At 61.5% G+C, this 10,047-nt stretch carries 13 protein-coding genes and 1 tRNA gene; 11 read left to right on the top strand and 3 right to left on the bottom strand.

The features are described 5' to 3' along the window. Window positions 1-222: 222 nt before the first annotated feature. The 7 genes from Q9295_RS01750 to Q9295_RS01720 all read left to right on the top strand — a co-directional run bounded on the left by Q9295_RS01750 (window position 223) and on the right by Q9295_RS01720 (window position 6,900). Complete coding sequence (locus tag Q9295_RS01750) at window positions 223-1,539, top strand: tyrosine-type recombinase/integrase (protein ID WP_306678775.1); 1,317 nt, start codon at window positions 223-225, stop codon at window positions 1,537-1,539. Next, a complete protein-coding gene (locus tag Q9295_RS01745) occupies window positions 1,539-2,297 on the top strand; it encodes a hypothetical protein (RefSeq protein ID WP_306678759.1) in 759 nt (252 codons plus the stop codon). Before Q9295_RS01750 ends, Q9295_RS01745 begins: the two co-directional genes overlap by 1 nt. 89 nt (window positions 2,298-2,386) lie before the next feature. Then, the gene (locus Q9295_RS01740) at window positions 2,387-2,572 is read left to right on the top strand and encodes a helix-turn-helix transcriptional regulator (RefSeq protein ID WP_306678758.1); all 186 of its coding nucleotides are present in this window, start codon (window positions 2,387-2,389) and stop codon (window positions 2,570-2,572) included. A 105-nt stretch (window positions 2,573-2,677) separates the two neighbouring features. Further along, window positions 2,678-2,953 carry a winged helix domain-containing protein gene (locus Q9295_RS01735; RefSeq protein ID WP_306678757.1) on the top strand — a complete coding sequence of 92 codons (276 nt, stop codon included), beginning with the start codon at window positions 2,678-2,680 and terminating at the stop codon, window positions 2,951-2,953. Next, on the top strand, window positions 2,950-3,831 hold the full coding sequence (locus tag Q9295_RS01730; RefSeq protein WP_306678756.1) for a DUF7146 domain-containing protein: 882 nt from the start codon (window positions 2,950-2,952) through the stop codon (window positions 3,829-3,831). The genes Q9295_RS01735 and Q9295_RS01730 overlap by 4 nt, the downstream gene beginning before the upstream one ends. Next, window positions 3,828-5,324: a YfjI family protein gene (locus Q9295_RS01725; protein ID WP_306678755.1), complete on the top strand. Its 1,497-nt coding sequence runs from the start codon at window positions 3,828-3,830 to the stop codon at window positions 5,322-5,324. Before Q9295_RS01730 ends, Q9295_RS01725 begins: the two co-directional genes overlap by 4 nt. Window positions 5,325-5,982: 658 nt before the next feature. After that, window positions 5,983-6,900, top strand: coding sequence for a hypothetical protein (locus Q9295_RS01720; RefSeq protein WP_306678754.1), 918 nt, complete (start codon window positions 5,983-5,985; stop codon window positions 6,898-6,900). A gap of 233 nt (window positions 6,901-7,133) precedes the next feature. Here the strand turns inward: Q9295_RS01720 and Q9295_RS01715 are convergent, their stop codons facing one another. Continuing rightward, the gene (locus Q9295_RS01715; protein ID WP_306678753.1) at window positions 7,134-7,346 is read right to left on the bottom strand and encodes a helix-turn-helix domain-containing protein; all 213 of its coding nucleotides are present in this window, start codon (window positions 7,344-7,346) and stop codon (window positions 7,134-7,136) included. Between the two features lie 110 nt (window positions 7,347-7,456). Between Q9295_RS01715 and Q9295_RS01710 the strand changes: the two genes are divergently transcribed. From Q9295_RS01710 to Q9295_RS01695, 4 genes are read left to right on the top strand one after another with little or no spacing between them, the layout of a single operon-like run. Continuing rightward, window positions 7,457-7,651 (top strand): hypothetical protein, encoded by a 195-nt coding sequence (locus tag Q9295_RS01710; protein ID WP_306678751.1) that lies wholly within the window; start codon window positions 7,457-7,459, stop codon window positions 7,649-7,651. Further along, window positions 7,648-7,923 (top strand): hypothetical protein, encoded by a 276-nt coding sequence (locus Q9295_RS01705; RefSeq protein WP_306678750.1) that lies wholly within the window; start codon window positions 7,648-7,650, stop codon window positions 7,921-7,923. The genes Q9295_RS01710 and Q9295_RS01705 overlap by 4 nt, the downstream gene beginning before the upstream one ends. After that, on the top strand, window positions 7,920-8,147 hold the full coding sequence (locus Q9295_RS01700) for a hypothetical protein (protein ID WP_306678747.1): 228 nt from the start codon (window positions 7,920-7,922) through the stop codon (window positions 8,145-8,147). The genes Q9295_RS01705 and Q9295_RS01700 overlap by 4 nt, the downstream gene beginning before the upstream one ends. After that, a complete protein-coding gene (locus Q9295_RS01695) occupies window positions 8,144-8,584 on the top strand; it encodes a hypothetical protein (RefSeq protein WP_306678745.1) in 441 nt (146 codons plus the stop codon). The genes Q9295_RS01700 and Q9295_RS01695 overlap by 4 nt, the downstream gene beginning before the upstream one ends. 264 nt (window positions 8,585-8,848) lie before the next feature. Here the strand turns inward: Q9295_RS01695 and Q9295_RS01690 are convergent. Next, window positions 8,849-8,938: transfer RNA gene (locus Q9295_RS01690), tRNA-Ser, on the bottom strand. Window positions 8,939-9,309: 371 nt separating this feature from the next. Further along, window positions 9,310-10,029, bottom strand: coding sequence for an alanyl-tRNA editing protein (locus Q9295_RS01685; protein ID WP_306678743.1), 720 nt, complete (start codon window positions 10,027-10,029; stop codon window positions 9,310-9,312). Window positions 10,030-10,047 lie beyond the last annotated feature (18 nt).

Raw genomic sequence — 10,047 nt, 5'->3', positions numbered from 1 at the left:
CTGCTCCTTCTCTGGTTGGGCAGACTCTACATCACAGCGAGGGATCTTCCGGGGGGCAGGTCATGGCGGACAGTGAGCCCGCCAGTAAGGCGCTGCCGCCCGTTGCATCCAGTGGCATTATCTCAATAAAACAAGGATATTAGGGTCGTGACGTGTTGCATAGGGTTGCACCCAACAGCAACCATTCATATCTATTTAGGCGGGTATGATGTGGGGTGTATGATGCCGAGGGTCGCCAAAGAGCTAACCGCACTGGACGTAAAACGGCTGGGGCATCCCGGCACTGCAGGCAATGCTACCTTCGCGGTGGGTGGCGTCTCGGGGCTGCTGCTTCAGATCACACCAAACGGGGGCCGCACCTGGCTCCTGCGCGTGACGGTCGGGGATAAGCGCCGAGAGCTGGGTCTTGGCGGCTATCCCGATGTGACACTTGCCCAAGCGAGAGACAGGGCGCGAGAGGCCAAGGACCAGATCCGGCGCGGGATTGATCCGATCGAGGAGCGCAAGGCCGCCCGGGCCGCCCTTGTCTCGGCGCAGAAGCGGAGCATGACCTTTGCGGATGCCGTCACCGGCTGCCTTACCTCAAAGCTGGAAGGGTTCAAAAACCCCAAGCATCGCGACCAGTGGCGCAACACCCTGCAGACATATGCTGTGCCCGAGCTGGGCGGCATGATGGTTCAGGACGTGACCGTGCAGGACGTGCTGCGTGTTCTCAACCAGCCCGTGAACGATGCGGGCGAAACGCTCTGGCAAGCTAAGACCGTCACCGCGGACAGGTTGCGCGGTCGCATCGAGGCGGTGCTGTCATGGGCCACTGTGTCAGGCCACAGGACGGGCGACAATCCAGCGAGGTGGGTCGGCAACCTGAAAGAGCTTCTGCCGGCCGCGAATAAAGTGGCGAAGATAGAGAACTGGCCTGCGGTCCAGATCGAAGATGCACAGCGTTGGCTGAAGGCCATCCGTTCGCGTGAGGGTGTAGGCGCCAGAGGGCTTGAATTCATCGCTTTCACGGCCGTTCGGTCGCAAGAGGTCCGTGGCGCGGTCTGGGACGAGTTCGACATGAAGACTGGAATTTGGACCATCCCTGCCGAGCGCATGAAGATGGACAAAGAGCACCGTGTTCCGCTGTGCCGAGAGGCTATTAACCTTCTCGAGGCCCGGCCAAGGCTCAAAGACAATCCTCTGGTGTTCCCGGCACCGCAAGGGGGTGAAATGTCAGACGCCACGCTCAGCGCGGCCATGAAGCGCGTTCATCTGGCTGATGTTGAGGCCGGAGGCGCGGGGTATATTGATCGGGTCAGCAAGCGCCCAGCAGTGCCTCATGGTCTGCGCAGCACTTTCCGGGATTGGGTGGGCGAGCGCACTGGCTTTCCCGGCGACATGGCCGAGGTCGCGCTGGCCCATAAGGTCGCCAGCGGTGTCGAGGCTGCTTATCGGCGGGGCGATATGATCGAAAAGCGCCGCGCCATGATGTCGGCATGGGCCGATTTTCTGACGGAGAAAGACCCCGGCGGGGCAAACATTGTGAGGATCGGCTGATGTGGTGCCCTGAAGGTTATCTGACGCTTGACGAAATCATGCAGGTCATGGACTTCGACACATATGATATTTTGGTCGGTGCCGATAATCGACCGAAGCCCGAAGACCCTGATGACGAATTACTGGCACATGACGGCACATTGTGGCCGGATAGTTACGAACTTGAAGCCTATCATAACTGGCTCATTGCCGCTCTGATTGAGGCTTGCCGCCATGATATGCGGGTATGCTTGGGTTCTGGAAATCTGATCCGCCTCAGCGATTTCAGCTTCGCCTGGTCAGTATCACACAAGCATGGCCTAAGCAGCGGTGCAGCCTTCGATGCTGCCTTCCTTTCCCGTTGGAGAGGCGGCCCTTTCCCGGATGACTATTTTCTGCGGCGCGATCTGGCCGACATGCAATTTATGCATCTGGAGCGCTCAGGCCTCGCGGTTCGCACCTCAACTACCCTCGAAGCTGTCGCGCCAATCGCCGGATCTCCCCTCTGCATCAAGGAAACTGACTTGCCCGCCCCGCTTCTGGCTATGCGCGTGTGGCTGGTCGAGAACGCTTGGGAAGGACGCATTCAAGGCGCTGTGGAGAAAGCACCCACTGGAGCGGCCATTGTCGCTGCGTTCAGGGAGGGGTTGTTCAAGAACAAAGGCGAAGCGCATCGCATGTTCGGCCAGGACATGAAGCATTTGGCATGGTTGGCACTCTGGAAGGAAGCTGCAGCAATTGAGCCGACCCTCGCCAAGCCGGGCCCCCGTTCCAGATAATTCGAAAACTTATTCCGAATTGTTTTCGGTTCGTGTTCTGAATTCGTTCTTGCAGTTTGCACCCATCGCAACCCGTTGGAGTGCAATGCATGAACGAAACCTACCTCTCCGATGCCCAGCTGGCCGCCCGCTACGGTGTTCATCGCACCACGCCTTGGCGCTGGGTTAAGACTGACCCCGCCTTTCCGCAGCCGGTGAAGCTGTCTCCGCAGTGCTCGCGCTGGAAACTCTCTGACATTGAGGCTTGGGAAAACGCCCGGGCAGCAGCCGCATAAGAAACCGCCACCCCGGGCATGGGGCGGCGGCGGTATTCTTACGGCTGTGCGGATAGCCCGAAGATAGCGCCCATAGCCTCGCCCCGCAAGAATGGAGGCCGAGCAATGGCACATTTCACGATCCATCCTGAAGGCGCAGAACCCTTCACCGCCCAGCTTAAAGGACGTGAGCTCTGGGCTTTGGAGCAGTTGATCCACGCGGGATCGACCGGATGCACCCCCATTACCGAACCGGCCCCGCGCTGGTCCGCATATATCCACCTCCTGCGCAAACGCGGTATCCCCATCGAGACCCGGCACGAGGCCCACGGCGGCCCCTATCCCGGCAATCATGCCCGCTATGTCCTCAAGGCCAATGCAGTAAGGAGGGCTGAGGCATGACCGAAGCCCAGCGCATCACCCGCGCCCTGCAAGGGAAATGGCATGGCCGCTATGGCCTCGCCCGCTGCCCGGCACATGGTGACCGCAAGCCGAGCCTGTCCCTGTCAGATGGCGCGGGCGGGCGTCTTTTGGCCCGCTGCATGACCGGCTGTGATTTCATGGCCGTGCTGGACGCTCTGCGCGGGCTCGGCATCATCGAAGGGCATGGCACTGTGCCGCGGACGGATGCGGCCGAGCTGGCACGATTTGAGGCCGAACAACGCCGGGAGGCCGAGAAGCGGGAACGCCAGGCGCAATCGGTCTGGTCCGAGGCTCTGCCGATCGAAGGCACCGTTGCCGAGGCCTATCTGCGTGCTCGAGGCATCACCTGTGCCTTGTCGGATTGCCTGCGCTTTCATCCCGCCTGCTGGCATCCGAGTGCAAAGCGCCTGCCTGCGATGATTGCCCGGATCGAGGGTGCCGAACGCTTCGCGGTGCATCGCACCTATCTGCGCCCGGATGGATCGGGGAAAGCTCAGGCCGAGCCGTCCAAGGCGATGCTTGGCAATACGGCAGGCGGGGCCGTCAGGCTCTCCGCTTGCCCTGGGCCTCTTGTCGTGGCCGAAGGCATCGAGACCGCCCTGAGCCTCGCCAGCGGCCTGCTGCGCTACCCTGCCTCGATCTGGGCCGCGCTCAGCACCAGCGGCATGATGGGCCTTCGCCTTCCGGCCACGCTGGGACACCTGATCGTTGCGACCGATGGAGACAAGCCCGGTAGCAATGCAGGTATTGCTCTGGCCGAGAGAGCCGCAGCCTTGGGCTGGGATGTCTCCACGCTGGCCGCACCGGACGGGTGCGACTGGAATGATGTTCTCATGAAGAAAGGGGCCGCAGCATGAACGCGATGCCCGAACCGATCCCGTTCAAGCCGGACTGGCCTGCGCCGGATATGACCATTTCTCAACCGGCCCGCCCTGTTGCGCCGGTCATGTCAGCGGAAGAATTCGCCCTGACGTTCGGGGCTTGGGCTGAATGGGTCCAGACCGCCGCGAGGGTCAAGGGAACGCCGGTCGATTATGTCGCTGCCGCGCTTCTCGGCACCGCAAGCGCCATCATCGGCAATGCGCGCTGGGCGACCCCTTGGCAGGGCTGGAAAGAGCCGCCGGTTCTTTGGGTAATGCTTGTGGGCGATCCGTCTGCTGGGAAGTCTCCGGCCTTGGATGCAGTGCTGGACCCCGTGAAGGACATCGAGCGCCGCTTGAGCGAAGAATACAAGGAGCGCCGCCGGGAATGGGAGGACCGGGACGAAATCGCGGCCTTGGCTCTGGCGCAATGGAAGACAGACGCAAAGCGGGCGCTGGCTGAGAGTGACGACACCCCGCGCAAGCCCGATGCGGCAGAGGCTGGAGCGCCCCCCATGCGTGAGCGCGTCACGATTTCGGATGTCACCACGGAAAAGGTGGCCTCCCTGTTGGCGGCCTCTTGGCGCGGCCTTCTGCTGTCGCGGGATGAACTGTCCGGCTGGCTGGGCAGCATGGACCGATACAACGGCGGGGGAGACCGGCCTTTCTGGCTGGAAGCCTATGGTGGCCGCTCCTACACGGTGGACCGCAAAAGCAGCCCTGAGCCTATCATTGTCGATCACCTGAGCGTTTCCATCCTTGGCGGCACCCAGCCCGACAAGCTGGCCCGCCTGCTGGTGAACACCGATGATGATGGCCTGCTTGCCCGCTTCCTGACCGTGTTCCCTGAGCCCGTGCCCTTGTCGCGCCCTGACCGCGAGATTGACAGCGACAAGCTGCAGGCGGCCTTTGAGCGTCTCCGCGCCTTACCTTCCGCATTCGATGACGCCGGGAACAAGCGGCCTTTCCTCGTGCCCTTCTCTGATGCTGCCGCCGATGCCCTGCAAGAATTTCGTGGGGAGTGCCGGAAATGGGAAGCCGAAGCGGCTGGGGTCTTCAAGGGGCACATCGGGAAGATGCCGGGGCTGGTGGTGCGGGTGGCCTGCGTCTTGGCCCATCTGGATTGGGCCGCCATGCCTGGCGCTCCCTTCCCGGATGAAATCGACCAGCGCCATGTTGGCCGGGCCTGCTTCCTTGTGGGTGACCACCTGCGCCGCCATGCCTTCCGGGCCTATGGCGCATCTGAACCGCCTGAAGAGGTCCGCAATGTCCGCAAGCTGGCAGCGCTCTTGCTCAGGGATAAGCCGCGGCGTGTCACCGTTCGGGATATTCAGCGCCGTGAGCTGGGGGGATTGCAGACCGCGAAGCAGATCGAGGCCGCTGCCTCTGCCTTGGAACAAGCCGACTGGCTGCGCCGGGTGGTGGAAGAGACCGGCGGGCGCCCCCGGACCTTCTTTGTCGTGAACCCGAGGATTTGGGAGGCCGCATGAACCGCTGGCTTGCACTGGCGAAAGAGCCCGCTGAAAAGGCCAATCCCTTACCCGACACACTGACAGAACCCGACAAAAGGGCCTTATGTCCGGTTTTGTCGGGGTGTCGGGTAGAGAAAGTGGAAGTAGAAAGGCCCCATCGGCCTGATCTGCTTCAGCCTTCGCCAGATGCCCGCGCAGTTCCGCCCCGCGCGTTCTCGGTCACTGGCCGCCCTCTGACGTGGACGGGCCGTGTGGTCAGCCTGGACGAATGGCGCAAGCTGTCAGCATGGGACCGCCACGGGCCGGATGGGCGGATGTTCTGCGGGGCATGTCAGGCATGGGTGATGCCGGGCGGCTGCTCTCACACAGATGGGGGCACAGCATGACGGCCACTGACCTTAGCCGCCCCATCTGGGGCCTGCCGCATATCGCCAAGGTGCTGGGGGTGTCAGAGGCGACCGTGAGGCGCTGGGCCAAACAGCCCGGCGTTCCGATCTATCGGCCTACCGAGCAAGGTTCATATGTCGCCTTCTCGGGGGAGCTGAGGGCGTGGCTCAAGGGGAAAGGAAGTGCCGCGAGCTGCAACGGGCATCTATTAATTGCATCGGCAAAATCTCGCCGTTGACCTGCTGAGTTGCCCAACCTAACGTTCTCAGATCTTAGGGGTATTTTCAGCATGGATATTTCAATCGAGGATGGCGAAGCCGTCAGCCTGTATTTTGATCTGCGGCCTCAGCATTTCATTGACCTTGAGGTAGCAGCCAAGGCGGCGATTGAATGGTCTCGCGCTATTAGGGCAGCCTCGACCGCTGTAGACCCCGCCTTCGAATACCGTGTGGGGCTGATCGCAGCCGAGCCTGGGTCTTCCAAGTGGCTGGCAAAAATTGAGCGGTCTCGTATCAATCAGATCGCGAAAGACACAAAAGCAGGGTTTGAAAGTATCCCTTTGATTATGCGGCTCGCCATCGGCCTCGCGGTGGCGATACCAACGACAATTGTTCCAAGCTATGATTATTATCTGGGCAATGACGGCTTTTCAGAAACCCAGAAATCAGAGTTGGAAGAGATTTTTCGCAAGGCCTCGGAAAGCCCTGAAGTTCAGGAACACCAAAGGTCAATGTATCGCGAGGCCCAGAAAGATCCGAACATCACTGGTGTGGGTGGAGGTGTTCCGACCTCAAAGGACTGGCGGCCAGACCATATCGTTCCTGCAAGCCAGTTCGCAGAAGCAGAGGGTCTTTTCCGAATTCAGGAGCCTGAAAGCGAGGATGAGAGGACTTTGCGCCCGACGCTGGACGTGGTGCTGGTTACGCCTCGATTAGAGAATGCGAAACGAGCATGGACCTTTAGGCAAGAGGGTATGCCGGGAACTTTCACGGCAGTTATGGCTGACCCTGAATTTCTTGCTGCGCTGGCCGATAACAAAATCCGCGAGCGCATCAGGCTGAATATCCCGATGAAAATTAAGCTTGAGATCAAGGAAATTAAGGTTGATGGCGAGTGGCGCGTGAAACGCCGAGGTCGCTCTGTGATTGAAGTTCTTTCGCCTTCTCCCGATCCAGACGAAGGCGGCGACCATACCACCACGCCGTGAACACTAGGCAAACCAATGCAACGCACCCGATTACCAAGGTGACGACTGGGGATAGTCTCCAGAATGCCATGTAAGAAATGATTGTCGTCAGAGTGACGGCAATCCCTGCGAACCATGTCCGCCGCGTCTCTCTGATCCGATCCACTGGCATAGCGGGCCTCCTATCAGAATTCTGGCATGCATCAAGGCTGCGCGGCAAGTAAACTTCCAGCGCCACCTTACGTTCCCAGCCTTTACGACTTGCTACCGACCGCCACACCCGGCCCAGTCGCAACCTGCCCACCCTCAAGGAACTGGATGCCATGCGTCTCAAGGGCCTTGCGGATAGCCTCGATGGTCGAAGCCCGCAGCTCTTCCCCCCGCTCAAATCGTGCGATGGTGTCCGGCGACACCTCTGCCGCCTTGGCAAGGTCTCGGACCCCAAGGCCCAAGGCTGCGCGGGCCATCTTGCTTTGCAAAGCTATCAAATCGTAACCTCGTTATGATTTATGTTGACCGATGGTGCCTCAGGCCGTATCGTAACCATGTTCTGATTTTATATCAATGGAGACCGACAATGCCGCGCAATAGCGTTCCGGCAACCGCCCCCGGCTTGCCATCCGCCATCCTCCACGAAATCCATGACAGCCTTGTGCTGGCCTTGGACGCGTCCGAGCGCCCCCGCTACAGCCAGCCCGAGCGCGAGGCCCGCAGCTACCTGCGCCATGCCCTGCGCGACACCCGCCGCCTTCTCGGGGAGGCCCGCGCATGAGCTATGAGCCGACCAATCCCGAACTTATCGCCACCGCCATTGGCATGGCCCTTATCAACCGCACCCTGATCGAGGCCACCGACCGCACCAACCACACCGATGTGACCCAGACCCTCGTTTCGGTCCATGAGCATGCGGCCCTTGCTGGCGGCTCCCTCTTGCTGCTGGCCGAGCGGTTGGGCTGTGACGCTGAGGTGCGCCAGCTGGTGGCCGAGGGTCAGGCCCGCATCGCCGGGTATCAGGCATCCGCAGGATTGGAGGGCCGGGCATGAAGGATATGACGCTTTCCCGAGATGCCATCCTGAACATGCGCCAGTGCATCGCTTTGGTTGCGGTCACCTCCAGCTCTCTCCAACATGTCGGTGGGTGTCAGCGCAGCCAGTCCGAAGCCCTGCGCCACCTGCGCGAGGTGATGGTGCTTGCAACCGCCCTGGGGGAGCAGGTGCTGGATGAGGTGCAGCTTGCCGAGCGCCGGGAAGAGAGGGCAGCCGCGTGACCCAGAACCGCAACCAGCGCCGCACCATGAAGCGCAATGCCGCCGCCCAAGCCGCCAAGCTGGCCGCCTGCTGCTTCGACTACAACGGCAGGGAAATGCTGCCCGTGACCGATCCTGTCGCCATCGCCGTGCTTGAGCGGGCCTTCACCCGCATGCTCAAGGCTGGGGGTGAACCTATGGCCGTGCCGCTGTCTGAAGCTGAGGCCAGTGCCTTTCCACTTCACGAGGGGGAGAAGCGCCTGCTGCCCGGTGGGGTGACGTGGCTGGCAGTGGGGGTCGATGTGTCGGGCCGTGGCACCTATGCGATGCAGTGCGCATGGGATGAAAGTCGGGCGCTTGCCCATGAGGGGGCGCGGGCGATGGCTTTGTCACGGCTCAGAGCCTCACTGGCAGAGGCAGGCTTTTCACCGTGGCGCAAGGTGCAGGCAGATGCGTGAGGCTGGGTCCACCCCCCAGCGGGGGGCAGATCGACCGCAGGCACCCGGGGGTGGTCTCAGACTTTGCCCCCTTTGGGGAGACCAGCGTGTGGGCCTTTACGCAAGATATGAGCTAATTGGAGATTTTCAGAACGGTGCGGGGCAAGTTCCCGAAAAGCCTGCCCATTGTCGCAACTGATAGCGCCCAATTGCAAAACAGATGGCGGGCTTATAGGCGGGTAAATCGCCAATAACGCCAAATTATCCAATGATTTCAAGGGGTAATGGCGGACAGTGAGGGATTCGAACCCTCGAGACGGTTCCCCGCCTACACACTTTCCAGGCGTGCGCCTTCGACCACTCGGCCAACTGTCCGTCTGGCGCTCTTAGCCTGTGGCGGCTTTGGGTTCAAGGGGGGCGGTGGGGGATTTTGGAACTTCTCGCGCAGCGCGGAAAACGGCGCAGGCGCTTGATGTCATTTGGGGATTGATGCTGGCGGGCGTCTTTTGGTGGGGCTGGCCGACCGAGGCACTTTAGCGCCTATGATGCTTGCTTTGGCAAAGCGTGAGGGAGGCGACTTGGCCCGCGGCCTTCGCGATCTCGCCCTCGCCTTTCACGTCCCAGCGCCGTCCAACACGCATCCGGATGCATCGCGCGGGAAAGACGTCCAAAGCTTAGAGCAGGCTCTGCTCGAGGCTCGAGGCTCGAGGCTCAAGGCCTGAAACCTACAACCTGCAGCGCTCCCCTTAGCCCCCTGCAAGCGAGATCGAGATGCGGCGGTTTTGACGGCCCTTTTTCTCGATCTTATCCAAGGTGATATGGCCGATCTCGCCGGTGCGGGCGACATGGGTGCCGCCGCAGGGCTGCAGGTCGATCTGGCCCGCCCCCTCGCCAATCTGCACCAGCCGCACCCGTCCCTGCCCCATCGGAGGCCGCACCGACATTGTCTTCACAAGCCCCGGATTGGCCTCAAGCTCGGCATCCGTGATCCAAAGCTCACTGACCTTCAGATCAAGATCGACCAAGGCGTTCAAAGCCTCTTCCAAACGCGCCACATCCGCTGGCGGCTCGGGCATGTCGAAATCAAGTCGGCCGCGATCGGCGCCGATCTGGCCCCCCGTCACCGGCAAAGGCACCACCACCGAGAGCAAATGCAACGCGGTATGCATGCGCATATGCCGATGCCGCCGCCCCCAGTCGAGGCTTTGCAGAACCTCCGCCCCCTCGGGCGGCAAGGCATGGGGCTCCGAGGGCACCAAAGCCACCTCGGCTCCAGCCTTAACCGCCGTGGCAATACCAAGACGCCCGCCCTCCCAACGCAGCCAACCAGAGTCACCCGGCTGACCACCGCCATTGGGGTAAAACACCGTGCGGTCCAAGATGATGCCGCCCTCGGGCGTATGCGCAAGCACCCGCGCGGGCGCGGATTGTAGATAGGGGTCGGTGCGGAACAACAGCTCGGTCATCGGTCCTGCTATAGGCTA

It is taken from the genome of Pseudogemmobacter lacusdianii (assembly GCF_030848395.1).
GTDB lineage: Bacteria > Pseudomonadota > Alphaproteobacteria > Rhodobacterales > Rhodobacteraceae > Pseudogemmobacter > Pseudogemmobacter lacusdianii.
This window is presented reverse-complemented; position numbering and strand designations above follow the sequence as displayed.

Bases quoted from the DNA above. Each gene is read 5' to 3' on its own strand.
- Q9295_RS01750 (WP_306678775.1), top strand. From the start codon at position 223: ATGCCGAGGGTCGCCAAAGAGCTAACCGCACTGGACGTAAAACGGCTG.
- Q9295_RS01745 (WP_306678759.1), top strand. From the start codon at position 1,539: ATGTGGTGCCCTGAAGGTTATCTGACGCTTGACGAAATCATGCAGGTC.
- Q9295_RS01740 (WP_306678758.1), top strand. From the start codon at position 2,387: ATGAACGAAACCTACCTCTCCGATGCCCAGCTGGCCGCCCGCTACGGT.
- Q9295_RS01735 (WP_306678757.1), top strand. From the start codon at position 2,678: ATGGCACATTTCACGATCCATCCTGAAGGCGCAGAACCCTTCACCGCC.
- Q9295_RS01730 (WP_306678756.1), top strand. From the start codon at position 2,950: ATGACCGAAGCCCAGCGCATCACCCGCGCCCTGCAAGGGAAATGGCAT.
- Q9295_RS01725 (WP_306678755.1), top strand. From the start codon at position 3,828: ATGAACGCGATGCCCGAACCGATCCCGTTCAAGCCGGACTGGCCTGCG.
- Q9295_RS01720 (WP_306678754.1), top strand. From the start codon at position 5,983: ATGGATATTTCAATCGAGGATGGCGAAGCCGTCAGCCTGTATTTTGAT.
- Q9295_RS01715 (WP_306678753.1), bottom strand. From the start codon at position 7,346: ATGGCCCGCGCAGCCTTGGGCCTTGGGGTCCGAGACCTTGCCAAGGCG.
- Q9295_RS01710 (WP_306678751.1), top strand. From the start codon at position 7,457: ATGCCGCGCAATAGCGTTCCGGCAACCGCCCCCGGCTTGCCATCCGCC.
- Q9295_RS01705 (WP_306678750.1), top strand. From the start codon at position 7,648: ATGAGCTATGAGCCGACCAATCCCGAACTTATCGCCACCGCCATTGGC.
- Q9295_RS01700 (WP_306678747.1), top strand. From the start codon at position 7,920: ATGAAGGATATGACGCTTTCCCGAGATGCCATCCTGAACATGCGCCAG.
- Q9295_RS01685 (WP_306678743.1), bottom strand. From the start codon at position 10,029: ATGACCGAGCTGTTGTTCCGCACCGACCCCTATCTACAATCCGCGCCC.